The organism is Mesorhizobium sp. M0898 (assembly GCF_040319695.1).
GTDB lineage: Bacteria > Pseudomonadota > Alphaproteobacteria > Rhizobiales > Rhizobiaceae > Mesorhizobium.
Genome location: NZ_JAMYOE010000010.1, coordinates 1 through 23,204, shown reverse-complemented (window position 1 = coordinate 23,204; position 23,204 = coordinate 1). Strand labels below are relative to the sequence as shown.

Genomic DNA, 23,204 nt, shown 5'->3' with positions numbered 1-23,204 from the left:
CTAGCCTCCCTGCATGGGCGAGAGGATTTCGATCCGGTCGCCGTCGTTCAATTGGAATTCCGCCCGGCTGGCTTTGTACACGAGGTCGTTGTTGACGGCGGTCGCAAGCCAATCGCCCTCATAGTCAAGCGCGGCAAGCAGCTCGGCCAGCGTGGTGGCGGCAACCTCATGCACTTTGCCGTTGACCATCAGTTTCATGAGCAAGCTCCACGGGTTTGTCGTGATTGAAGACAATTTCGCCCGCCAGGCGCGCCATGGCGGGGGCGAGAAGAAAGCCATGGCGATAGAGCCCGTTGATCGCGACGGTGTCTCCGCTCATTTCGACGCGCGGCAGATTGTCGGGAAAGGCTGGACGGACGCCGACACCGGTTTCAACGATCTCGGCCTCGCCAAAGGCAGGATGGAGGGCATAGGCGGTACCCAGAAGCTCCATCATGGAGCGCGCCGTGACCGGTCTGGCGGACCGGCTTTCAATCATCGTCGCACCGATCATGAACTGGGCGTCGGCACGCGGTACCGCATAGAGCGGAAAGCGCGGATGCAGCAACCGGACCGGGCGCGACAGCGAGAAGTCTGGCGTGTTTAGGATCAGCATTTCGCCGCGAACGCCGCGAAGCCTGTCATCGGCGGCTGCCATTCCCGTGCAATCGATCTGACGATCGAAACCGGAAACATGCCGGGCGTCGGTGCCGAAGTGGAATTTGACACCCATGGCTGCGAGCTTGTCATGAAGTGCTGCCATCGCCTGGCGCGGATCGAGATGGCCCTCATCGGGAAAGAGCAACCCGCGGCGAAAGCGGCCGGCTAAGTCGGGCTCCAGGAGCGCAATTTCGTCTTCGTCGACACGCCGATGGCCCGACGTGCGGCTGGCGAGGCGGTCGAGCTCGCCGGCATCACGCGGGGCGGCCACGACAAGTGTTCCGCCCCGTGTCACCTGACCCGGCAGCACCGCATCCCACCAGTCGGCAGCGTCACGTCCAAGGTCCAGCACCGGCTGCTCGGCGCTTTCACGCTCGCACCATGGCGCCAGCATGCCGCCGGCGAACCACGACGCATTGCCTCCAAGGCCATGCCGGATCTCGGCGACCGTGACCGTCGCGCCGCGGGCGGCGAGTTCGAAGGCGGCGGTGAGGCCGGCGACGCCGGCCCCCTTTATCAGCACCTTCATGACGGGTTACCTGGCTGAGGCGTGAGCGGTGCGACGGTCTCGTCCGCTGGCACGTAGAGATCGCCGCCCTCGCGGTATTTCGCCGCCATCGCCGCCATGCCCTCTTTCTGTGCCTCGGCGCGGATGTCGTGAGAGATACGCATCGAGCAGAATTTCGGTCCGCACATCGAGCAGAAATGTGCCAGCTTGTGCGCCTCCTTGGGCAAGGTCTGGTCGTGGAAGGACCGTGCGGTTTCGGGGTCGAGCGACAGGTTGAACTGGTCCTCCCAGCGGAACTCGAAGCGCGCGCGGGAAAGGGCGTCATCCCTGACTTTCGCCGCCGGGTGGCCCTTCGCCAGGTCGGCCGCGTGCGCTGCGATCTTGTAGGTGATCACGCCGGTCTTGACGTCATCGCGGTCGGGAAGGCCGAGATGCTCCTTGGGCGTGACGTAGCAGAGCATGGCCGTTCCGAACCAGCCGATCATCGCCGCGCCGATGCCGGAAGTGATGTGGTCGTAGCCCGGCGCGATGTCGGTCGTCAGCGGTCCAAGCGTATAGAACGGCGCCTCGCCACAGACGGCGAGCTGCTTGTCCATGTTCGCCTTGATCTTGTGCATCGGCACGTGGCCGGGCCCCTCGATCATCACCTGGCAATCTTTCGCCCAGGCGATCTGCGTCAGCTCGCCGAGCGTTTCCAGCTCGGCGAATTGCGCCGCGTCGTTGGCATCGGCGATCGAGCCGGGACGAAGGCCGTCGCCGAGCGAGAAGGAGACGTCATAAGCGCGGCAGATGTCGCAGATCTCCGCAAAGTGCTCGTAGAGGAAGCTTTCCCGGTGATGGTGCAGGCACCATTTTGCCATGATCGAGCCACCGCGCGAGACGATACCCGTGACCCGGTCAACGGTCAGCGGGATGTAATGCAGCCGCACGCCGGCGTGGATGGTGAAATAGTCAACGCCTTGCTCGGCCTGCTCGATCAACGTGTCGCGGTAGACCTCCCAGGTCAGGTCCTCGGCGATGCCACCAACCTTTTCGAGCGCCTGGTAGAGCGGCACCGTGCCGATCGGCACCGGCGAGTTGCGCACGATCCATTCGCGGATGTTGTGGATGTTGCGGCCGGTCGACAGGTCCATCACCGTATCGGCGCCCCAGCGGATCGCCCACACCATCTTTTCGACCTCTTCAGCCATCGACGATGTGACGGCGGAGTTACCGATATTGGCGTTGATCTTGACCAGGAAATTGCGGCCGATGATCATCGGTTCGCTCTCGGGATGATTGATGTTGGCGGGAATGATCGCGCGTCCGCGCGCCACCTCGTGGCGGACGAATTCAGGCGTGACGAAGTCGGGGATCGCCGCGCCAAAGGCCTCGCCGTCGCGCTCAAGCTTGCCGTGCAGGATCTCGCGACCAAGGTTCTCGCGGATGGCGACGAACTCCATTTCGGGCGTGATGATGCCAGCGCGCGCATAGGCAAGCTGTGTCACCGCCTTGCCGGTCTGGGCCCGGAGTGGCCGGTTGCGGACTGGAAATTCCGGTGTTAGGCGCTCGCCTGCCGCAAACCCATTGTCTTCTGGCCGGACGTGGCGGCCGTCATAGGCTTCGACATCGCCGCGCGCGGTGACCCATTCATGGCGAAGCCGTGCAAGGCCGTTTTCGATGCTGGTTTCGACAGTCGGGTCGGTATAGGGGCCGGACGGATCGTAAGCGGTCACCGGCGGCTCGCCTGCCGTCGGATGGACGGAGATTTCGCGCATCGGCACCCTGAGCTGCGGGTGGATGGTACCGGATTTGTGGATTTTGCGTGAGGCAGGCAGCGGTCCCGTCGAGACGGCGGGGGTGAGGGCATTCATCTTGAGGCTCCTTTGCTCGTTGCATTGGAGACCCAGTTCTGTGCCGGAAGGATGAAAAGACGCTTCTGTCGACCTGCCGAAACAGGACCTCGGGCGTAAACTCCCGCAAAGCGCTTGCACCGTCCCTACGCCAGTATGAACTGGATCAGGTTCAACGGGTCACTGCGCCGCGAAAGCCAGCAGTATCTCAGCCCCTTGCCGGGACTCCCCTGGTGAATGCGTGAGGTTGGACGGGACCGCTCCGGTTTGTCAAGCGCGTTCTGGCCGCGGCTGATCGGCGGCCGGTCAGACCGTGCGGAAAAAATCGTGCATGTCTCGGCGACAAGTCAAGCGTCGGAGATGAAGGCAGGGACAAGGGAATCGCAAACCGTCGGACTAAAATCGATCCTGATGATCACACCTTCAATGGGCACCAAAGGTTTGCGCGTAGATCGCCTCGATTCTTCCTGCCTCGTCACTGGTCAGCGCGGCGAATTCCTTCTCGCGCGCGCGGTTCGATAGATGGCCATCATTCTGGTGAAGAAAACGGAAGAGCAGATCGGTCAACCGCTCGGGCATGTCGATAAAGGCGTCCACCTGCTGCCGGAACTGATCGTAGCGCTGCAGAAATGCGGTTTCCTCGGGAAGGTCCCGTTCGATCGTCCGCTGAACGCAAGCATAGAGGAATTCGGCGTGCGGGGTTGCATCGAAGAACCGGTAGAAATCACCGGTGTCATTCAGCACCCGGACGTTGAATTGCGGCGTCGGTTCCCATTCCACCAACGGCAGAAGGCGCTGCGAATAGCTCTCGAGCACGCCCCTGTACTCGTTGATCTGGTCCAGGATCGCGGCCGAGACGGGAAAGACCACTCCCGGCGGATTGAAGCCGCGCATGGCAAGGACGTGGTGGATTAGGTAGCGGTGAATGCGGCCGTTTCCGTCCTCGAACGGGTGAATATAGACAAAGCCGAAGGCGAGGATTGCGGCGGCTACGACTGCATCAAGCTTTTGCGCGGGGCCCTGATCGAACGCCGCCATTCCATCGATTAGCCGCGGCAGGTCCTCGGGCCGAGCGCTGATGTGATCGGGCAAGGGCGTACCGTTGTCTCGATCATGCTCACCGACGAAACCTCCTTCTTTTCGGAAGCCAAGTCTTACGAAACGAGCGTCACCAAGTACAATTCTTTGCAGACGCAGCAGCTCATCGCGATCGATCGGCCAGCGGCCGGCTTCGCCGATGGCGCGGCCCCAGCGCTGGATGCGATCTTGCGGCGGGTGCTCGCCCTCGATCGCATAGCTTGATCGCGAGTCTTTGAGCAAAAGAAAGGCGGCGGTCCGAGCAAGGAGGTCGCGCGGCACGTCCGCTACGATTGCCTCCGCGCGCCGCGGTAGTTCAAGGCCGATGAATTTTTCGAGAATCTTGGTGCGGAACACCAGAGGGCAGAACTCACGCGTGCCGGGGAGATTGTCCCTTACGCGATAGCGCGAAGCGGTCTTGTCGGGTCCGGGCCACTGCAGCTCGGGATCGACAACCGGAATGTATCGTCCGGCCTCCGCGTCCGGCAGATCGATACGCGCGTCCCTCAGCCATTCATATAAAAACCAGATGCGGCGGGCATAACTGCCGGTCGGGCTTTCACGGACCAGCGCCTCGATCGGCGCGGGACCGGTCACTTGGAACAGCCGCTTGAGGACGGCAAGGTCCAGTCCCTCGTACTTGAGCGCAAAGGTCAGGTGGCCTTCGAGGGTAGGATTTGGGGCATGGCGGGGGGTCATGATCCGCCAGCCATCCCGTTCGGTAATGCGATGATGCTCGCCAGTGGCGAACAACCTACGGGGCAAGGGCGCGGCGAGCCTGTAGGCTCCGATCAGGGCGCTGTACCCGGCCGGGGTCGCCGTTTCAGGAAGGCGGATTTCCTGAAAAACGGTAACAGGACCTGAAAATTGGTGCTGTTGCACCGCAGGCATGAAACGCGAATCCTTCCATTGAATTTTGGTTTAGTCGGCAAAACCTATGAAAAATGATCCTACCCCATGAAAATTGATGCCACAAGACAAATTTTCCGAAAACCGATTCTAAAACAGTGCTGAGGTCGATCAAGCAAGAACTCCGCCACCGGCTCAAGGAAGCGACTTCAGACCAAAAAGGTGAGTCCAGGAACCGCCATTCGCCCGTCTTAGTCACGAGGCCGGCACGGATGGCCCGCCTTACGTCGAGCCGGATTGCTCGAGCGCGCCGTTCGGGGCTCACTCATAGAGCGCTCCGGTGCGCGATCCCGATTTGATAGCCGCGATCACGCTCGCGACTGATCTTGGTGACGTGGCGGCGTCGGAGTAGAAAAGTGATGCAGGATCTCGGTGGCGTCGTGTGTGTGTGACCTGAAGTGAGTTCTCTGCGGTATGGGGGGCGGCACGCAGCGCGCGTCTTCTCGGCAAACAGATCGACGAAGCGGCACCGAAGGGAAGTTCCTGGCATTCATTCTCGCCATCGCTGCCCCAATTTGCCGATCGGACTGCCGATCGATCTCGCCCAATACTTTGCGCGCGCAAGGGCCGAAGCTGAACTGGGCGGCACCTGCTCATTCGGGAGCTGACTCATGCTTGGTGCCCGAGAGAGCTGTGCCTGATCGAATGCGTGAAATCGTAGCTCGGAGTGGAGAGGCTGACGCGGTCATCTGTCACCCGCCTTCGGGCTGTAACGGAAAGCGCGACATCGTCTCCAATGCTCGTTCCCCACGTCGAGGGGCCCAGCGGCTTGGCTACGGGGGGGACTGTCAGCTAGTGGCCGCTGGGCCTTGACGACCAGCGACCGTAAGAGGAGGCCCTGTGCTGGCTGACGAAAACTTGCGAGCAAAGCCACGGAAAAGCATCATTCGAACGAACTCTTTCGTCGAGACGAGGAGGGCAGTGAGGCGGTAGCCGCCGCTTTGAAGTTCTCCGGCAGCTGCTACGCTGGTCATTCCGAGGGTCGCAGTTGCGGTTGCGCCGTCATATCAGATAAATCTAATAAAATACGCGCCTGGCCATCGAACGCGCCGCGGCGCCCTTGGGTCGGCGCTATTCATCGGGTGGGCATGTCGGGCACGCAAGGGAGGACGAAATGAGACTGGTTCAGTCATTTGCATTTGCTGCTGTGCTGCTTCTTTCGTCTGCATTGTCTGCGGCCGCCCACTCGGCTCGTGAGGACATCGAAGCGGCGTTGGTAAAATTCATGGACGCCTTCAACAGCGGAAACGCAGCAGCGGTAGGTCAAATGTATACCGACGATGCCGCCCTGCTGCCACCCGACGGCAAACGCGTCGATGACCGCAAGGGCGTGGAAGAATTCTGGCAGGGCGCAATCAAGGCCGGGATGAAGAATCTCACCCTGAAGGCGCTGGAAGTGGAAGGGAGCGGGAATCTCGACGCCTACGCGCCGAAGGTCTTCCTGGAGGGCGCGGCGATTGCGGCAAGCGGCAGCCTGTCGTAATTCGTACCGACATGGCTCCCCGGGCTGAACGAAACTGCGAACTATGTGCTGCCGATCTCCCTCAAAACTACGCCAGAGCTCTCTGACAGGATGCGGAAGCGTGATCGTGACCGCGCCGAGCGGATCCGGCTTGCCGGCGGTCCGAAGCCGACATTGAGGGAACGTGCCGTCTCGCTCGCTCTTGAGAGGGGCGAAGTCCGGACAAAAGACCTGACCGAGATCGGCGTTCCTCGCTGCTACCTAGCCCGCATGTGCGAGGAAGGCTTGCTCGCGAAGGTGGGCTACGGCCGCTACCGTGCGGCATCCCCCAACGCGGCTTGATGACATGATACGAATGGGCGCGCCTTGAAGCGGGCGAGACGAGCCATGAGGTGGCGGCGGCACCCCGCCGGTTGTGAGATGCCAAAGCGATCTTGTGTGCGTTCGACCATGGCGCGGGCTGCACCAAACCTCGGCCTGACTTGACGAGATTACACCTCCTGGTGCTAATCGTTTGTGCCGGCGGCATTTCGGGCATCGCTCTTGGGGCCTTCGACCTCTGGTCATTTCCTACCTGACAGAAATCCTGCCGCCCAGACGCCGTGGCATGCGGATCCTTCTCGTCAACACCACCGCCGCCCTTGGCGCCACTGCTACAATCTTCATCGTCCGCTGGCCTGCGCTGCTTCAGCCATTTGGGGTCGACGCGTGGCGCTGGGCGTTTTGTCTCGGCAATTACGGCGCAGGGGTCTTAGGCTCCTGTTTCTGATCCGGAATCACCGCGGTGGCTGTTCTCGCAGAGCCGGCTGGCGTAGGCTGAAACAGTAGTCCAGGCATTCGAGTGTTCCCCGAGAATAACTTCGGAGAAAGTCCTGATTGCACTGCGCGGAAATGTAGGCCTCAATGGGGCGTCAAGGGAGGGCGGACGCCATCATAGTGTCGGTACGGACTGACCCGCAACCTTTAGCTGTTGAGACAGTGATCGATCCGTCCCGCAAGCGGCGGCTGATCGACCTTTCCGAACTTTGGCGATATCGGGAAGTTGTGTTCTTCCTGGCCTGGCGCGATTTCAAGGTCAAATACCGCCAGACTTATCTGGGTGTGCTCTGGGCAATGTTGCAGCCGCTCGTTGCCATGTCGGTCTTCAGCGTCTTGTTTGGCCGACTCGTGGGCATCTCATCAAACGGAGCGCCATACCCGCTGTTTGTCCTGTGTGGGCTCGTGCCGTGGAATTTTTTTTCGCGAGCGGTTGGCAGCATGACGGGCAGCCTTGTCAGCAACCAGGAACTTGTGAAGCGCGTCTATTTTCCGCGTCTGATCATTCCCATGTCCGCTATGGCCACATGCCTGACCGATATGATCGTCGGCCTCACTCTTTTGTTCGCGGCGCTGCTGGCGTTCGGAATCTGGCCGGCGCCGCAGGTGTTCTTCCTGCCACTGTTCGTGCTCATCATGGCTGCATCGGCGATGGGGCTGGGAGTGGCACTATCTGCGATCAATGTCCGCTTTCGCGATGTGGGATATCTCGTGCCGTTCAGCCTTCAGATAGTTCTATTCATGACTCCGGTTGTCTATCCGGGCAATCTCGTGCCGCACTTTTGGCGGCCGCTCTACAGCCTGAACCCTATGGTGGGGATAGTCGAAGCCGTGCGCTGGAGCGTACTGGGCACGCCCGCCGATTGGGTCATGATCTCGATATCGACTCTCTCCTCGCTGGGCCTCCTCGTTGCCGGACTAGCTATTTTCTCAAAGTCCGAACGCGCGTTTCCGGACCTGATCTGAGCAATGACCGACACAGTGATTGAAGCCAGCAATCTCTGCAAGGCCTACAGACTGGGGGTGGCGAACAATAGCTTCCCTACCTTGCGGGACGCGCTGGCCAGCGGCGCAAGGCGAATCCTTCGCAGGAAGCCCGATTTGGGTCGGCGCAACGGTGGAGACGATCAATTCTGGGCCCTGAGGAACGTCTCCTTCCAGGTGCGCGCAGGCGAAGTCCTTGCCGTGATCGGACCTAACGGCGCGGGAAAGAGCACCATTCTCAAGATATTGGCGCAGATTGTGGAGCCGACTTCCGGTCGCGCGACGATACGCGGACGGCTGGGAGCTTTGCTGGAGGTCGGCACGGGGTTCCATGCGGAGCTGACCGGCCGCGAGAACATCTATCTCAACGGAGCGATACTCGGCATGCGGCGCGCCGAGATCAGATCCAAGCTCGATGAAATCGTCGATTTCTCCGGCGTCGAGCCGTTTCTCGACACGCCCGTCAAGCGTTACTCAAGCGGCATGTACTTACGCTTGGCCTTCGCGATTGCCGCGCATGTCGATCCCGATATTCTGGTGATCGATGAGATATTGGCCGTTGGCGACGCCGCATTCCAAAAGAAATGCATTGCCAAGGCCGAAAGCGTTGCCGAAACGGGCCGCACAGTGCTGATCGTTAGCCACCAGATGTCGGTTCTGCAGCGGCTTTGCAACCGCGCAATTCTTATCGACGGCGGGACGATCCTGGCCGACGGCCCGACGGGCGACCTGGTCCGGAATTATCTGCAGACACTGGAAGCGCGAGCGAGCACGGATCTGAGTACACGAACGACGCGCACCGGGCGAGGCCGCCTGCGCGTCGTCGGCATCGAGGTTTTCAACAAAACGGGTCCCGTCGCGTCGGGGCAGCCGGCGGATTTTCGGCTTCAGGTCGATGGGCCGCGCGAACTTGCACAATGCCTCATTACCATTATTGACGACCTCGGCGATCCTGTGACGTCATTCGACACGAAGGAGCACTCCGAGCATGATCGTCAGGGCGAAGTCTATACGGTGCATGTAGAGAGCCTTATGCTGAGACCAGGGCGTTACAGGATTGATGTGGCGCTAGTGGCGGACGACAGTGTGGTCGAAGACCACGTCGAGACCGCCGCCGTGTTCGATGTCATGCCCGGCTTGCTCGACAACCGACCGGTTACCGCCCAACCCGGCTTCGGCAGTGTCAGCTTCCCGCATCGATGGGTGACCAGGCGTTGACGCCTGTTTTCAAACTGAAGCACGCACGAGTTTCCGCCGAATCCGGCGCCGTTGCTTTGCTGTCCACATCATGATCTTCAGGATAAGCCGGTCGGCCCTGCTTCCGATCGTCGGCGGCGCGACGTAGGGCGCACGCGCCAGCCGCAGCGTCCATCGGACGTGGAAGCCTCGCAGTCCACTTTCCTGCAAATGTTGCGCGACCCAGTCGAGGAATGCAGCGCGGGCAGGGTATTTCCCCATGCGGTCGTAGACCCCTCGCTCAGCCGCCGCCGACGTCGAACCGGAATGCTGCCGATAGCGTGCCAGAGTTACAGGCGTGACAAAGACGGGAAAACGCAGGAATAGCTTCGCCCATAGAGCCTGGTCTTCATAGAGATCGAAGCGCTCAAAGCCGCCGACCGTGCTGATCGCGCTCTTCCGCAAGAGCACCGAACAGGTACACGGAACGTGCCCGTTCTGTATCAGCAGAAGTCGCCTCAGAAGCCGCGGGGGCTGGTGCAAACGGCCGGCAAGCCCGTCCGTCGGCTCGACCCAATCGGGGCGCTCACCGTCTGGATACCACCATGTTGTCGGCCCGAAGATCATTGCGGCTTCCGGGTTGGCATCGGCTGCCGCCAGAACCGTCCGGAGCATATGCGGTTCGTACAGATCATCTGCGTCCAGGAAGGCAAGCAAATCGCCGCTGCCGGCCTCTATTCCGGCGTTTCTCGCTGCCGCCGCGCCACGCTTGGATCCGGGAGGCCTGTTCAGCACCTTGATCCGAGGATCGGCCGCTGCAACATCATTGGCGATCCTGACACTGTCATCCGTCGAGCCATCGTCGACCAGCAAAAGCTCCCAGTCCGCAACTGTCTGGGCTTGGACGCTGGCGATCGCTTCGCCCAGAGTTGCCTCCGCATTGAGGAAGGGGGTTATGATCGTCACTCGCGGCAGGGAAGTCATCGCCGAAGCCATCCTTTGATACTTCGCTTGAGCACCTTACGGCGCTCGCGCGCAAGCGCTTTCCAGATTGCTGAACGAATGCGGAAAGAGGCGCCCTTATCCGCCATTGTGCGATTAAGCCATTTGAGAAACGTGATACGCGCGGCCTCGTCAGTGCCTGCATCAGAGCAGGCAACAGAGCAACTTTCCGAATGCTGGCGGTATTTTGCCCAGGTCCGGCCGGACACGTAGGCGGGCGCGAATGCGAGCGCCTTGGCAAAGAACGTCTGGTCCTCGAACATCAGGGGAAAGCTGTTCTCGAACCCCCCAAGCGTTGCGAATAAGCTTGAACGCATCAGGGCGTTGCAAGTTGTCGGCGTCTGGGCCTCGTTCTGAAGCAGCAGCTCAAACAGCACAGGCGGCTCGTATCGGGTGTCTGGTTCGACGCCGAGCGGGTAGTAGAAGTCCGCGCGGTCAGCAGCCTCTTGCCAGCTATGCCAGATCAGAGTCCGCCCATAGATCATGCCAAGCGCCGGATCGCTTTCCATAATAGAGACCTGGTCGGAAAGCTTTTCGGGCAGCCATGCATCGTCTGCGTCGAGAAATGCGACATAGGCGCCGTGCGCTTCCGTCAGTCCACGGTTGCGCGAGGCGCTGATACCGTGATTGCCATTGTCATGGTGAGACAATAGTCGCACCTTGCCCGGCAGCCGCTGCTCATAACCGCGTATGATGGCGGACGACTGGTCAGTCGAGCCATCGTCGACAATGAAGAGTTCCCAGTCGGTGAAGCTTTGACCTACAATGCTGTCAACAGCTTCCCGGAGATAACTCTCACCATTGAACACGACTATAATTGCCGTGACACGCGGCTGTCCGCCTGAATTGTCAGCCATGGCATAGCACCATGCGCCGAAAGTCAGCTTCACCCCAATCGGCGACCGTAACGCGGGGCAATCGGAAAGGGTCGACGCGAGGCCCAGCTTCACGCGGCAGCGTAGTTACTGCATAGTCCATGCCGGCAGACCTTACGGCGTTGGCGGTGTTGCCATCGAAATCTCCAAACGGGTATGCGAATCCCACCACCCGCCGTGCTGTAATCTCCTCGCATTTTTGGCGGCTGCCTGAAATCTCGCGTTCAAGATCGTCCCGTTTCAGTAGCGGCAAGGATGGGTGCGTACAGGTGTGGGCGCCGATCGAAATGCCATCGGTGTCGGCAAGCTGCCGCAGCTCCGAATGCGTCATGGCGCGATCGCGCCCTCGGGGACTGGCGTCGGTTCCTGCCCATCTTGCCAGCCGCTCCAGGGCCTTCTGGCGTTCGTGTGCACTCAACGGCTTCAGCAGTGCGTGCAAGTCGAAATGGAGCGTCGTGCGGTTGATCGCGTTATTGGAGTCCGCCGGCATTGCGTCCTCCCAAACGCGCCAGTCATAGTTTCGGCCAGCGATCTCGATCTCCAGAGTGTTGGGGAGAGCAGGCATCTCCAAAATGATGCGGGATAGAATGTCCCACCAGAACACTGAGGGATCGGTGATCGCATGGGTGGTGACGAAGACAGTCGCAGGACAGTTCATACGCCGCATGATCGGCACGGCGTTTTGGAGGACATCCGCGTAGCCGTCGTCAAAGGTGATTGCCACCGCATTTCTCGGTGACCGTCTCTCGCCAAGCCGTTGCGCCAGCCATTGCAGGGGAACAATGTCCCGCGCTTTCGTAAGAAGTTCGATCTGGCGTGCGAAATTTTGCGGCGAAACCGCGAGTTCCCAAGGATCGACGAACGGTTCTGCGACGCGGTGATACATCAGCACGATAGGTCGACCGAAACCGGCAAGCAGACGCCCCCGTCGCAGCAATTTGCTGACAGTTTGACGCGCTGTCACGGCGCCGCTCATCGCCTGAAAGCCCGCGCCGCGACTATTACCGGACAATAGGGGTCGTGCACATCAAGTAATGCCGAATTCAGCTCATGTTCCGCCAGGCCGTAGAGGAAGGCCGTAGCAGAATACGCGTTTCCATAGTGACTGACTTCGACGTTCTTCGCCCCGAACCTGTACGCCAGAAGTCGCGTTAGGGCAGCCGGAGTTATCGACCAGAACCAGCTCTCGCCCCATTCTCCCCTGTCAATCGGGCTGACCCAAGGCACTGTAATCAGGAGTACGCCTCCCGGCTTCAGGATCCGCCACAGGGTTGCGACTGCAGCAGGTAGATCGAAAAGAAGGTGCAGGGTCTGGGTGAGTACGATACAATCGAAGGTCTCGGACGGCAGATCGTCGCTATTCGCCAGATCACCCACGAAGGTTGTCAACGGGTGGCCGTTATAACGGTTCAGAACATCGCTTGCGGTAACCCGACTGCCTCCGAACCGCAACGTATAGGCGTTGTCGCCGATCTCCAGGACCCTGCCGGATATGTTCAACGAACAGGACGCGAGGAAAGTCTCGACATAGCGGCGGTCCAATGGCTTGCCGCGATCAAAACCGAACTCCGTGCTGAAGGGTACAGTACGCTCGAGGTCACCGAACCGGGCGCTCGAGCGGTGCCGACTTGACCGGCGCCTGAGACGATGCCGGAGCATCACAGCGGTCTGCAACGGCGCCGCAAGCGAAACGGCGATCGTGCTGCTGAGTTGACCGACGAGTGAAGAGCGGAACCGAAGCGCTGTACCAAGCTGTCCCAGTTGCTTGTCCGTATAATAGCACTTCCATTTTTCGACACCCTGACGGTAGGCGGCCGCCCAATCCGGATTGGTCTGCGCGACGTCCCGCTGCCGGCGAAGGACCTTCAGCGCCGCGCGCAACATCATCGGATTGCTGTTCGACATATTCGTTGCGTGCCGACGGTAATCTGCCAGGTATTCCGGAATGCAGGCCACCTTGTTCGCCCGAGATAGGCGAAGGTAGACGTCGTAGTCCTCGCACGCCCGCAGTGACCGGTCAAATCCGCCGGCCGCTTCCAACGTCCCGCGGCGATAGAGCACCGTCGCATGCATTCCAATCAAGTTGTCGGTCAGGAAGCATGCATACGGGTCCTCGCCCACCGACCTCAGTGGTACAGTATTCCTGACTGCACCGGCCTCGTCGATGTCGCGGAAGGCACCGTAGACCAACGCGCAATCGGGATTGTCGTGAAACAAGGCAAGATTGGTGGCCAGCGCCACCGGGCGCAGCCTGTCGTCAGCATCCAGGAAGGCAATGAATTCGCCGCGCGCTGCCGTCATCCCGGTGTTACGGGCAGCGGCCAAACCCTGGTTTTTTTGGCGGATGTAGTGGACGTCGTCATATCGACGAACAACAGTTTCGGGATTGTCCGACGACCCATCGTCCACAATGATGATCTCATCCGGCTTACGGGTCTGGTTGCGGACGCTGTCGATCGCTTCGGCAAGGAACCGCGCATGATTGTAGGTCGTGATGACAACTGAAACGCTGGATGCAGCGGGGCGGGTGGTCATCTCTCACCCGCTCCGTTTCGGCAGGTCGGGTAGCCGGCAAAGGTCAACCAGCCGACAGATCGCCGACATGCTTCCTCGAAGCTGACAGCCGGCTGGTACCCGAGCTCACGCTCGGCCTTGCGCCATGGAAGTTTCGTATGGCACTGGTGCAAAAGTGCACGCTCCTCCGATACCATGACCGTTGGGGCCGTAGTCGCACCGGTCGCATTGCGTCCTGCCCTCCGCCACTCGGCATAGCCTGCCTTCAGTCCGCTGCGAACAGGCTGTGGCAGGCTTCGGACAAGCCGCCGATATCCCTGGCTTTCCTTCAGTCCTTGTTTCCATCTCGGAGCAAATGACAATGGCGCTGAAGCCGAAATCGCGGCCAGGTCGAACCCCAGTGCCTCGGCGATCGGTCGGCAAAGATCTGCCCAACTGATCTCTTCCCGGTCTCCGATCAGATACGTTCGCCCAGAGGCCTCGGGCACTTCGATGGCGAGCTTGATCGCGTGAATGACATTGTCGACATAGGCGCTGTTGCAGATACCACGACCGCCATCCACCAGGTAGGCGGAACCGTCAATGAGCTCGTCAGCGAAACCACCGGTCCAACTGGAGCGTGGGCCAAAGACAATTCCGGGCCGCAGCACCACTACCTGCACCGCGCCGTCGCGTGACAGTTGTCCGAGACGGCGTTCGGCATGAATCTTCGCATTGTTGTACTCGATCGTCTGATCGTCATGCAGCGCGCTCGTTTCGTCCGTCCCGGGCGGGGGCGATTGGCCATGAACGGAAGCGCTGCTGAGATAGATCAGACGAAGCACGCCGGCAGCGGCGGCTGCACGATAGACGGGCTCGATAGCATCGACGATCGTGCGGGCGTCACCGGCAACTGCATGTACGACGTACTGACAGCCCGTAAAGGCAGCGGTAAGAGCCTGAATATCACGCGCATCCGCCACCATTGCGTCAATCGCAAAGCGACCCAGACTGGCGAAAGCATCCGGCCTGCGAACGATCGGCCTCACATTCGCCCAGCCGGAAAGTTGCAGCAACTCCACGGTGCGGCAACCTATGAAACCGTTGGCGCCAAGCACTGCAACAGGGCCGGTCATTGTCTGGTCCCGGCGGAAGCAGCGACATGGAGCAATTCTTCCGGACCGAGCCACGGCATCTCCATCAGTTTCCGTCTGGCATAGCATCCTTCGACCAGATCGACCACATTGCGCCCAACACTGGCCGGCACGGAAAGGGGGGCCCCATTTCGGACCGCATCCACCAAGCCCGAAATCTGATCGCAAAATGCATCGACAAAATCGCGCGACCGGCCGTCGGCATTGGTGAAGGAAACGCAGCCTGTCGTGCGACTTCCATTCAAGGCGACCTCCACGGTCTCGGTCTCATTGACTGTCCAGGAAATCGAGCCACGTTCGCCCTCAAGGCGGTACAGATTCGGGCGAGCCCAATCCCGGCTCAACCTGACCGTCGCGTCGAAGCCGCCAAAACGCAGCCGGACAAGGCAGTTCGCCTCGACGCCGCCCATTGCGTCATCGGCGTAGTGGATTTCGTCGGGTTCTCCAAACCACCAGGTCAGGAGGTCAAGGCAATGCGTGCCGATATCCTGAAGCACACCACCACCGGACTCCGCGAAGCTGAAATAGCTCATCGAAGCCACCGGCCACTGGAAGGAGCCGCCCTCGAAACAACTGACGCTTCGTAACCGTCCGATCATTCCGCCCTCCAGCATGGCCTTTATCGACCGCGTCGCAGGGAACTGCCTTCTGACGAGCCCTGTTGCCACATGAAGATTGTTGGCTGCCGCTGCCGCAAGGATACGAGCCGCCTCGGAGCTGCTCGTGGCCATCGGCTTTTCGCACAGAACATGCATCCCGGCTTCCAACGCCTGTGTCGACTGATCAGCGTGATATCCAGGTGGCGAAGCAATGATCGCAATATCAGCGTCCATAGCCAAAAGGCCGTCGAAACTGGCCGCAACCTTGGCTGAGGGCAGTCGCGCCTGAACGAGTGCGGCCTGCTTCGCATCTGGATCGAATATCCCCGCGACTGTAACTTGGCCTCTGCTTTGAAGGCGTGAAAGCGCTTCCGCATAGTAGAGCCTTGTGACGGCTCCACATCCGGCCAAAACGAGCCGGACCGGTTCATCTTCCCGGAGTCCTGCAGGCCGCTGCTCGGTTTCAACTAGAATGGACAATCCTGCCTCCCTGTCTTGCAACGAGCCGCAGCATACGACCAAATGTCTTGAGTGAGGGATCGAAGCGGAACGCTTCGCTCATCTGCGCCAGGCATCCAGCCCAATCGCCGGCGCCGAACAGTCGCCGCGCAGTTTCGAGAGCGCTTAGCGCATAGGTCCGCCGGGCCGACGCGGCGACATCGTCCGCAAGCTCGGTTGGAAGATAGCTCTTGAAAATATCGATCGCCATTCGCGTGTAGGCCATGTCCTCGGCACTTCTGATATGGCGCCCTGTGTTCGATTGGGGGTGCATCCGATAAAGTGCAAGGGCCCGCGGTTCGTACCAGACAGGAAATTGAGAAGCTATGCGGACCCACATCTCCCAGTCTTCACTGCATTTGAGCCGCCGGTCGAAGGCGCCGAGTTCTTCGTAGACCTCGCGGCGCACCACGATTGATGGCGTCATGATGTGCTGTTCCAGCGCCAGTCGAACCGCCGCATTCTCGAGCCGTCCGGGGCTTGACTGCATTACAGGCGGGATCGACAGCTCCTGTCCCTGGGCATCCATGAAGATCGCCCGGCAGAATGCCGCGCCTGTACTCGGGTCCGCATCGAAGCCTCGTCCGAGCAATTCGTAGAAGCCGGGCCGAACGGCGTCGTCGCCGTGCAGGAGATGTACGAGTTCGCCCTGGGCACGATCCAGGCAGGTATGAAAGTTGCCGATATGTCCCAGATTTTGCGGCTGGTGGAAAAAGCCAACGCGGTTCCCACCGATTTCATTCAAGACCCTTTGCGGATCATCGGAGGAACAGTCGTCAACCACCTCGATTTGCATTTGAGCCGGGCCGGGGTCCTGCGCCAGCACACTTTCCAGCGTTGCGGCAAGAAAGCAGGCGCAGTTATAGGCGGGAATCATCACTGACCATTTCGGGCGAGCAGCCTCCCGTGGCAACGGCGAGATCGGATCGCGATACTCGAAGTCACGGACCGCCGTCATCTCTGGTGCACCGAGGACTTCAGCAGGTGCAGCCCCAACCTGACAATGTCGCGTTTGGCCACGTCGGTACCACCGCTGCGAAGGCTCCGCAGGAAGCACGATCTGGCCGATGGCAAATCGCCTTCTACCAGATACCGCATTGACCATTCATAGAAGTAGCGGGAGCAGCCGCCGCGGGCAGAATTTGCCCCCTGCGTGTCCATGACCTGCGCCATGCGCCGGTAGAATCCTTCGATCGCATCCAGCTTGGGTCGGTTTGGCAATGCCGATATAAGTCCGCCCGGATGCAGACGGTAGACACCTGCTACCTCATCGACAAAAGCGAGATCTGCTGTCCTTGCGCAAAGCACATACAGCGGCCAGTCAGTAATCGGAAAGAAATCAGCATACCACCACGGCACATTTCGAACGCACGCGGTTCGCATCATGCCAGCGCAAGTTGCGAAAGGATTGCCTTCCCAGATATCCCTTTGCGTCACGATGGGTTTCTGGTCCGCCCGCGTCCACCGCGTCGATGTGAACTCATCGCCATCCGCCACGACTGCATTATAGAATATTGCGGAGAGTTCCGGGTGCGCGTCGAGATGGGCCGCCTGATCTTTCAGCTTAGTCGTGGATGTCCACAGGTCGTCGCCATCGAGGATTGAGACGTAGCGCCCACGCGCCATCCGGAGTCCTCTCGCGACGACTTCGTTCGATCTCACATTACTGCCGGAATATATCGCCGACAGCCTTTCAGGATGGTTGGAAACATATCCCTCGACAATCTTCCGGGTTCCGTCGGTCGAAAAGTCTTCACTGATCAATATCTCGACACCGAAATCGGCCTCTTGCATGAGAGCGCTGTCGATTGCAGCCGCCACGTAGCGTGCGTGATTGTAAGTGACAATAAGGACGGTCACGCGAACCGTTGACTCATTCACCTTCCGCTCCACAGTGCATGCCGCCCGCCTATCTCAGATCATGCCGATCATTGCTGGCTCTAGATCGCGTGAGCTGCCCTCATTTCCGCAATTCCACCATTGGCCTCAAACCAGCGCAATGTGCGTACGAGACCCTCTTCATAGGGCACTTTGCACGACCACCCCGGCAGGATTCTTCGGCATAGGGTCAGGTCAGGACGCCGGTTGGTCGGATCCTGGGGCACCGGCTCACCATGAACGATGGTCGTTCCGGGAATGAGGCCCGCAACATACTGCGCGATCTCAAGCACCGAAATTTCCCGGTCGTTTCCTACGTTGACTGCTCCCACATGATTGACGTTCTCCAGCCAGAACAGCCGTTCGAGCCCATCGACAATATCGTCGACATAACCCCAGCTGCGGGTTTGGAGACCATCACCATGGACGACGATCGGCTTGCCGGCCAACGCATTGGCGATAAAGTTGGAAACAGCACGCCCATCATCGGCTCGGGTGCGCGGGCCGTAGACGTTAAAGAGCCTGGCAACCCGCACATCGACGCCGCGGACACGGTTGCTTTCGAAGAGGAGCGCCTCGGTGCAGCGCTTGCCTTCGTCGTAGGAAGAGCGCGGGCCCGTACAGTCCACTGACCCCCGATACGTCTCGGGCAGCGGGTTGACCAACGGATTTCCATAAACCTCCGAGGACGACGCAAAGCAGATTCGCCCATCCTTTTTGAGCAGCTTCAAGAGCCGCATAGCGCCAATTAGATTTGCTGAGACGGTGCGCTCGGGCTCCCGCATATAGACCGGCGGCGACGCGGGCGAGGCAAGATGAAAGATCTCGTCGAATTGGAAATCGGATTTGAAATGCTCCACCTCGGAGCGGACCAGCACTAGGCGTTGATCTCGGATATGACCAATGTTTTCTGCTCTGCCGGTCCATAGGCTGTCGACCACAACCAGCATGTCCAAATCGTTTCTTTTGAGAAGCCGGTCGACCAGGTGCGACCCGATGAATCCTGCTCCTCCAGCCAGCAACAGCTTTTTCATCTCATGTCTCGAAGGGGACATAGGCTGTCCGAATTCGTGTCCTCGCTGGGCATTGCAAGCGTCCCTTCTTCGGGAAGCCGCGTCAAATAGGCTCCGCTTGGTCCAAGCTTCTCGTCCATTATAGCAAGATTGCTGAGCACCACGCGGTAGTCGGCTTTCTCGGCGGAATCCGCAAACTCATGAATAGAGTAGTTCCAAAAATTTCCTCCGATCTCAGAGCCGTTTTCCCCTGAGCTGCGGTCCTCGCTTTCCGGTTGGGGGAGTGCTCGCTTCACCTTGCGCAGGAAAATGGCCGCAAATGCGGCAACGAGTTTCGCGAACTGCACAGGTGATCGCCAGAGCATTTTGGTGCAGTTCCTGGCGACAGCAGCAAATCGGCGCGTCATCAGCCCAAGCTTGGCAATCTCGACATCGGTGCGGAAGATCGCATCCAGCAGGACCGGCTTCACCGCCTCTGTGCAGCGGGCAAGTACGCTCTCGAGCACCATCCGACGCGAGATGAGCATTCGCACGAAATCTGCCGACATATTCCCTGGCGTTCGGCGGTATCCGACAAGATGCTCCTCAACGACGCCGAAACGGTATTTGGAGGCAATGCTCTGTTGGATGAAGAAGTCCTCGCAACCCTCTGCACCGCTCTCGCGCAGTCGCGAGGAGTAGCCACCCATTTCGAAGAGAACATCGCGCCGAAACATCACCGAACTGCCGTTGCCGATGAAATTTTTTCCGAGATGCTGCATGAACACCCATCCATTTGGGTGCGTCTGCTTCGGCGTGATGATCACCATATCATCGGCATCAATCGTCCGGTAAAGTGTGTAGACAAGCCCTAGATCATTGCCAGCCGCAGCGAAAACACGCAGCTGCTTTTCGAGCTTGGTCGGGTGCCAGAGATCATCGGCGTCTACAGGCGCTATAAAGATGCCTTTGCTTGCCCGCACCCCCGCATTCCGCGCCGACGCGACGCCACCATTCTTCTGTTGGAGCAAATTGATGCGCCGGTCGCCATCAGCCAGTCGTCGAACGATCGATGCTGTTGCGTCGGTCGAACCATCGTCAACGACTATTATTTCCATATTTTTATGCGTTTGGGCGAGCACGGACGCCAAGGTACGCTCGATGAATGGCTCTGCGTTGCAGGCAGGGATAATAACCGCCACGAGCGTGTGGGCAGAGTGCTGTGAATTGCCCGGCAAATCCGCCATCCCTAGTCGCGCCGGAAGGAAGAGAATTGCGATCGCGCCCATATTGGCCAGAAATGATTTTTGGACGAGATATCAACAAGACAATCAGGCAGCCTGAAGTTCGCAAAGACCTGACGAGAGATTGACGGACAGAGTGTCATCTAAACCCTTCTCCGTTGGTGTGTGCAGGCGTCCGCAAAAACCCACTGAATCTCTTTGCTTTTCAGCATTCTTCGTCTGCTGCTATCCGCCGCAACCTAGGCACAGAGTTGCTGGGATCAGTCGTTCACGCATATATTAGCCGAAACTACTATTCGCGCCAAGGAGCTGAAACCGATATAGCGACGGCGGTGGCTCTATCTCCGCGTAAAAAGGCGGAACCAAGTCCCGGGCCGTCGTCCACTTCAAGTGCTCCGGCGCCGGCAGCAGCTTGCGGGCTTCGTCCTCAGTTTGGATGAACGCCATTTAATCAGTTAGTTCGCGATCGCCGCTCCCGGTGGGGCCTGTAGCGTAATTGTGATGGTGTCACCCGGAGCGAGCAGAGTATCTTCAGTCGCCTCGATCGTCGTTGCCTTTCCGTCATTGGAACGGGTTATACCCATCATAACCCGGCGGCCCCCTTCGGCCAAAAGGTCGCTGCGCAGCTGCCTCACGTAGGCGATTTGTTTGGCCAATGAATCCATCTCAGCCCGCATTTCCATCATCGCCGCGCTTTCAGTCTGCAAGTCAGCCAACAGGTTAATTCGACCCTGGTCGGTAAGCTTCTCAAGGCTGCGCTGCAATTCCCCTTGGTCGCGTTCAAGTCGAGAGATCTCAGCGTTGGTTTGCAAAGCGCGGGTCGCTGACAAGAGCACTGCGCGTTGAGCATCGTTGATCATTGTGATCTGGATCAGACCTTTTTCGAAGAGCTTCTTGAGGCGATCAAGTTCAGCCGCATCCGCTGCCGCGCCAGCTTGATCCGCCTTCTGCTGCTCCTTCAGGTAGCCCATCCGTTCCGCCGCCTTGGTCGTGGCCAACTTGATTGAAGCGCGCTCCTTCTCCTGATCCACATAGAGAGCTTCAAGATGCTTCTGTTCCTGCCGCAAAGCTTCGTCGCGACGGGGTTCGAGGCTCGGGTCACGTTCTGCGTCCGGAACCTCGATCGCCCTGGCGCCGCTCAGCTGCGCCTCTATTCGAGCAGCCTTGATTTGGCTTTCCTGATACTTGATGCGCAAAACGTAGAGGCGGCCGCCAAGGTCGGCTACTGTCAGCTCAGGGTTTTCAACCTCGCCGCGACCGAGCTTATAACCGCCGCCAGCGGCCACAGCTTGTCGGACAGCCATTCCTGGTCGGAAGGCCTGAGTCCCAGGAGAGGCAATGTCCCCGTCGATATAGACCGGTCGGTATTCCTCAATATCAACTATAATCTGATCTGGATAGAACCCCGTCCAATTCTCAGTGCCGTCAGCGGATCGTTGCGGAAGGGACTTCGGTTTTAGGACCTCGATTACCTCCTTGCGAACATCCTCTATTGTCTTCTGGCGAACCTTTAAGGGGCCCAAGACCGGCAACACAATTATACCGCTCCGGTCGATCACAGCTCGCTTTTGCATCTCGGGATAGCCTATGACCGCGAAGCCGATCACGTCGCCAGTCTGCAGGCGGTACTCGTCAACGTTGTACTCCTGTGCTAGGGCAGGGCCATTCGACAGATTCGCGTAGACGAACAAGAGTAACAAGCATGCGAGCGCGGCGCAGCTGCCTGCTCGCCAGCACACCGATCTATTCAACATTCGCGCTCTCGTGTGTTCGAACGGCTGACAGTCATACACATAACCAACCAATTCAGCCCCTTGTCGCAACGCATTTAATGGATCGAGCAGTTGCGGATCGAGCAGCATCTCAGCTGCTCCAACCTGCCATGAAAATATCGAGTTCACTGTGTCCGCGGTCACAGCGAGTGACGCTGATATGCCTCATTTATCCCAGATAAAGCTCGGTACAAAAGTCGCACAGGCGGAAGAGTTGGACGGGATCGACATAATGGACTGTATGCTTAGCGCCGTTCCCTCAGGGCCATCGCTGAAGCTCTGGCGTGTAGCGGCAGGCGAGACGGACACCTATCTCCGGCCAGGCAGAACCATGGAGTGGGACACGGCGGCTGGCGACGCAGTCCTTCGAGTTGCTGGTGGCATCGTCCTTAATCTCGAGAGACCTACAACAAGGGGGCGCCAACGATCAGATGTCGATTTTGCAAATCTTGTCGCTCACGGCGACGCAGAATTCTAGTCGGAAAAATTGGGCTCAGAGGCTCGGTGTAGTCCCCGATTGCTCCACGAGCACACCGCGGATGAAAAGCACGCCTCGTTCTGTCGACGGAGGATTGTGAAGAGGGAAAGCGTGAGATGCTGCACGATATGGTGGCCACGAATGGATGAAGAGCCAGAGTCGCCGGAAATTGTGGTGGCGGCAGGGGTGAGCGCGTCGGAGGAGCTGGCCGAACAGGTTATCAACTATCTCGGGCATCACGGCTACATCGACCGATGAACCGCGCTTTTCAGCCAAGTGCCACACGTCCGGCGCTATCAAATGGGTGAGGAAGGCATCTTCGACCAGATCTGCGAGCTGACCCAATGGGCAACAGGGTATCATGACGATCGCTCGCGCCGTCGCCGCGCGGTGGCGATTCAGGCAGCCGAGCGTCATTCCGGGTTTCGGATTGACGCTCGGCTTCTCGCTTGCCTACCTTACCCTCATCATCCTCATTCCCCTGTCCGGGCTGATCTGGCGCTCGGCGGCGCTCGGCTGGACCGACTTCTGGGCGATCGTCACCAACCGCCGCACCATCAACGCGCTTGAAATCAGCTTCGGCACCGCCTTCATTGCCGCCGCCGTCAACGTCGTCTTCGGCACGATCGTCGCGTGGGTGCTGGTGCGCTACAGCTTTCCAGGCCGCCGTATCGTCGATGCCATGGTCGACCTGCCCTTCGCGCTGCCGACGGCGGTTGCCGGCATCGCGCTGACCACGCTTTACGCACCGAATGGCTGGATCGGAAGCCTGCTGACGCCGCTCGGCATCAAGGTCGCGTATACGCCGCTCGGCAT

The 23,204-nt window shown here is 59.6% G+C and carries 21 protein-coding genes and 1 riboswitch; of the genes, 6 read left to right on the top strand and 15 right to left on the bottom strand.

The features are described 5' to 3' along the window. The 4 genes from thiS to NKH90_RS13745 form a co-directional block, all read right to left on the bottom strand. Window positions 1–198 (bottom strand): sulfur carrier protein ThiS, encoded by a 198-nt coding sequence (gene thiS / locus NKH90_RS13760; RefSeq protein ID WP_352819792.1) that lies wholly within the window; start codon window positions 196–198, stop codon window positions 1–3. Further along, window positions 167–1,168 carry a glycine oxidase ThiO gene (thiO, locus tag NKH90_RS13755; RefSeq protein WP_352470529.1) on the bottom strand — a complete coding sequence of 334 codons (1,002 nt, stop codon included), beginning with the start codon at window positions 1,166–1,168 and terminating at the stop codon, window positions 167–169. Before thiO ends, thiS begins: the two co-directional genes overlap by 32 nt. Continuing rightward, window positions 1,165–3,000 (bottom strand): phosphomethylpyrimidine synthase ThiC, encoded by a 1,836-nt coding sequence (gene thiC, locus NKH90_RS13750; RefSeq protein ID WP_352819789.1) that lies wholly within the window; start codon window positions 2,998–3,000, stop codon window positions 1,165–1,167. The genes thiO and thiC overlap by 4 nt, the downstream gene beginning before the upstream one ends. Before the next feature lie 104 nt (window positions 3,001–3,104). Further along, window positions 3,105–3,221: riboswitch (TPP riboswitch) on the bottom strand. 181 nt (window positions 3,222–3,402) lie between these two features. Continuing rightward, window positions 3,403–4,947 (bottom strand): Fic family protein, encoded by a 1,545-nt coding sequence (locus NKH90_RS13745; protein WP_352470527.1) that lies wholly within the window; start codon window positions 4,945–4,947, stop codon window positions 3,403–3,405. Window positions 4,948–6,079: 1,132 nt separating this feature from the next. Between NKH90_RS13745 and NKH90_RS13740 the strand changes: the two genes are divergently transcribed. The 4 genes from NKH90_RS13740 to NKH90_RS13725 all read left to right on the top strand — a co-directional run bounded on the left by NKH90_RS13740 (window position 6,080) and on the right by NKH90_RS13725 (window position 9,445). Beyond that, window positions 6,080–6,448 carry a YybH family protein gene (locus NKH90_RS13740; RefSeq protein WP_502898837.1) on the top strand — a complete coding sequence of 123 codons (369 nt, stop codon included), beginning with the start codon at window positions 6,080–6,082 and terminating at the stop codon, window positions 6,446–6,448. A gap of 90 nt (window positions 6,449–6,538) precedes the next feature. Next, window positions 6,539–6,769, top strand: a complete 231-nt coding sequence (locus NKH90_RS13735) for a type IV toxin-antitoxin system AbiEi family antitoxin domain-containing protein (RefSeq protein WP_352771530.1) — start codon at window positions 6,539–6,541, stop codon at window positions 6,767–6,769. Window positions 6,770–7,405: 636 nt separating this feature from the next. After that, on the top strand, window positions 7,406–8,209 hold the full coding sequence (locus NKH90_RS13730; RefSeq protein WP_352771528.1) for an ABC transporter permease: 804 nt from the start codon (window positions 7,406–7,408) through the stop codon (window positions 8,207–8,209). A 135-nt stretch (window positions 8,210–8,344) separates the two neighbouring features. Continuing rightward, entirely contained in the window at window positions 8,345–9,445 is a 1,101-nt protein-coding gene (locus tag NKH90_RS13725; RefSeq protein ID WP_352819783.1) for an ABC transporter ATP-binding protein, read from the top strand. Between the two features lie 9 nt (window positions 9,446–9,454). On the opposite strand, the gene NKH90_RS13720 is transcribed toward NKH90_RS13725, so the two are convergent. The 11 genes from NKH90_RS13720 to NKH90_RS13670 form a co-directional block, all read right to left on the bottom strand. After that, entirely contained in the window at window positions 9,455–10,387 is a 933-nt protein-coding gene (locus NKH90_RS13720; protein WP_352819781.1) for a glycosyltransferase, read from the bottom strand. Continuing rightward, window positions 10,384–11,262: a glycosyltransferase family 2 protein gene (locus NKH90_RS13715; protein ID WP_352771522.1), complete on the bottom strand. Its 879-nt coding sequence runs from the start codon at window positions 11,260–11,262 to the stop codon at window positions 10,384–10,386. Before NKH90_RS13715 ends, NKH90_RS13720 begins: the two co-directional genes overlap by 4 nt. Then, window positions 11,255–12,244 carry a polysaccharide deacetylase family protein gene (locus NKH90_RS13710; protein WP_352819779.1) on the bottom strand — a complete coding sequence of 330 codons (990 nt, stop codon included), beginning with the start codon at window positions 12,242–12,244 and terminating at the stop codon, window positions 11,255–11,257. The genes NKH90_RS13715 and NKH90_RS13710 overlap by 8 nt, the downstream gene beginning before the upstream one ends. A gap of 8 nt (window positions 12,245–12,252) precedes the next feature. Continuing rightward, a complete protein-coding gene (locus NKH90_RS13705) occupies window positions 12,253–13,815 on the bottom strand; it encodes a glycosyltransferase (protein WP_352771518.1) in 1,563 nt (520 codons plus the stop codon). Continuing rightward, the gene (locus NKH90_RS13700; RefSeq protein ID WP_352819777.1) at window positions 13,812–14,909 is read right to left on the bottom strand and encodes an NAD-dependent epimerase/dehydratase family protein; all 1,098 of its coding nucleotides are present in this window, start codon (window positions 14,907–14,909) and stop codon (window positions 13,812–13,814) included. The genes NKH90_RS13705 and NKH90_RS13700 overlap by 4 nt, the downstream gene beginning before the upstream one ends. Then, complete coding sequence (locus NKH90_RS13695) at window positions 14,906–16,006, bottom strand: Gfo/Idh/MocA family protein (RefSeq protein WP_352771514.1); 1,101 nt, start codon at window positions 16,004–16,006, stop codon at window positions 14,906–14,908. Before NKH90_RS13695 ends, NKH90_RS13700 begins: the two co-directional genes overlap by 4 nt. After that, a complete protein-coding gene (locus NKH90_RS13690; RefSeq protein ID WP_352819775.1) occupies window positions 15,990–16,982 on the bottom strand; it encodes a glycosyltransferase family 2 protein in 993 nt (330 codons plus the stop codon). The genes NKH90_RS13695 and NKH90_RS13690 overlap by 17 nt, the downstream gene beginning before the upstream one ends. Beyond that, window positions 16,979–17,905: a glycosyltransferase family 2 protein gene (locus NKH90_RS13685; RefSeq protein WP_352819773.1), complete on the bottom strand. Its 927-nt coding sequence runs from the start codon at window positions 17,903–17,905 to the stop codon at window positions 16,979–16,981. Before NKH90_RS13685 ends, NKH90_RS13690 begins: the two co-directional genes overlap by 4 nt. Before the next feature lie 59 nt (window positions 17,906–17,964). After that, entirely contained in the window at window positions 17,965–18,936 is a 972-nt protein-coding gene (locus NKH90_RS13680) for an NAD-dependent epimerase/dehydratase family protein (RefSeq protein WP_352771508.1), read from the bottom strand. Further along, window positions 18,933–20,141, bottom strand: coding sequence for a glycosyltransferase family 2 protein (locus tag NKH90_RS13675; protein ID WP_352771506.1), 1,209 nt, complete (start codon window positions 20,139–20,141; stop codon window positions 18,933–18,935). Before NKH90_RS13675 ends, NKH90_RS13680 begins: the two co-directional genes overlap by 4 nt. Before the next feature lie 452 nt (window positions 20,142–20,593). Continuing rightward, window positions 20,594–22,000, bottom strand: a complete 1,407-nt coding sequence (locus NKH90_RS13670; protein ID WP_352771504.1) for a polysaccharide biosynthesis/export family protein — start codon at window positions 21,998–22,000, stop codon at window positions 20,594–20,596. A gap of 70 nt (window positions 22,001–22,070) precedes the next feature. Here NKH90_RS13670 and NKH90_RS13665 point away from each other — a divergent pair, with 70 nt between their 5' ends. Together NKH90_RS13665 and NKH90_RS13660 are read left to right on the top strand one after the other, a co-directional pair. Next, entirely contained in the window at window positions 22,071–22,388 is a 318-nt protein-coding gene (locus NKH90_RS13665) for an inositol monophosphatase family protein (protein WP_502898838.1), read from the top strand. Window positions 22,389–22,749: 361 nt separating this feature from the next. Continuing rightward, window positions 22,750–23,204: ABC transporter permease (locus NKH90_RS13660; RefSeq protein WP_502898836.1), on the top strand; the 455-nt coding region annotated here is incomplete at its 3' end.

What these genes read in the sequence shown, in the direction of transcription:
- thiS (WP_352819792.1), bottom strand. Translation starts at nt 198, where the DNA reads ATGAAACTGATGGTCAACGGCAAAGTGCATGAGGTTGCCGCCACCACG.
- thiO (WP_352470529.1), bottom strand. Translation starts at nt 1,168, where the DNA reads ATGAAGGTGCTGATAAAGGGGGCCGGCGTCGCCGGCCTCACCGCCGCC.
- thiC (WP_352819789.1), bottom strand. Translation starts at nt 3,000, where the DNA reads ATGAATGCCCTCACCCCCGCCGTCTCGACGGGACCGCTGCCTGCCTCA.
- NKH90_RS13745 (WP_352470527.1), bottom strand. Translation starts at nt 4,947, where the DNA reads ATGCCTGCGGTGCAACAGCACCAATTTTCAGGTCCTGTTACCGTTTTT.
- NKH90_RS13740 (WP_502898837.1), top strand. Translation starts at nt 6,080, where the DNA reads ATGAGACTGGTTCAGTCATTTGCATTTGCTGCTGTGCTGCTTCTTTCG.
- NKH90_RS13735 (WP_352771530.1), top strand. Translation starts at nt 6,539, where the DNA reads ATGCGGAAGCGTGATCGTGACCGCGCCGAGCGGATCCGGCTTGCCGGC.
- NKH90_RS13720 (WP_352819781.1), bottom strand. Translation starts at nt 10,387, where the DNA reads ATGACTTCCCTGCCGCGAGTGACGATCATAACCCCCTTCCTCAATGCG.
- NKH90_RS13715 (WP_352771522.1), bottom strand. Translation starts at nt 11,262, where the DNA reads ATGGCTGACAATTCAGGCGGACAGCCGCGTGTCACGGCAATTATAGTC.
- NKH90_RS13705 (WP_352771518.1), bottom strand. Translation starts at nt 13,815, where the DNA reads ATGACCACCCGCCCCGCTGCATCCAGCGTTTCAGTTGTCATCACGACC.
- NKH90_RS13700 (WP_352819777.1), bottom strand. Translation starts at nt 14,909, where the DNA reads ATGACCGGCCCTGTTGCAGTGCTTGGCGCCAACGGTTTCATAGGTTGC.
- NKH90_RS13690 (WP_352819775.1), bottom strand. Translation starts at nt 16,982, where the DNA reads ATGACGGCGGTCCGTGACTTCGAGTATCGCGATCCGATCTCGCCGTTG.
- NKH90_RS13680 (WP_352771508.1), bottom strand. Translation starts at nt 18,936, where the DNA reads ATGAAAAAGCTGTTGCTGGCTGGAGGAGCAGGATTCATCGGGTCGCAC.
- NKH90_RS13675 (WP_352771506.1), bottom strand. Translation starts at nt 20,141, where the DNA reads ATGGCGGATTTGCCGGGCAATTCACAGCACTCTGCCCACACGCTCGTG.
- NKH90_RS13670 (WP_352771504.1), bottom strand. Translation starts at nt 22,000, where the DNA reads ATGCTGCTCGATCCGCAACTGCTCGATCCATTAAATGCGTTGCGACAA.
- NKH90_RS13665 (WP_502898838.1), top strand. Translation starts at nt 22,071, where the DNA reads ATGCCTCATTTATCCCAGATAAAGCTCGGTACAAAAGTCGCACAGGCG.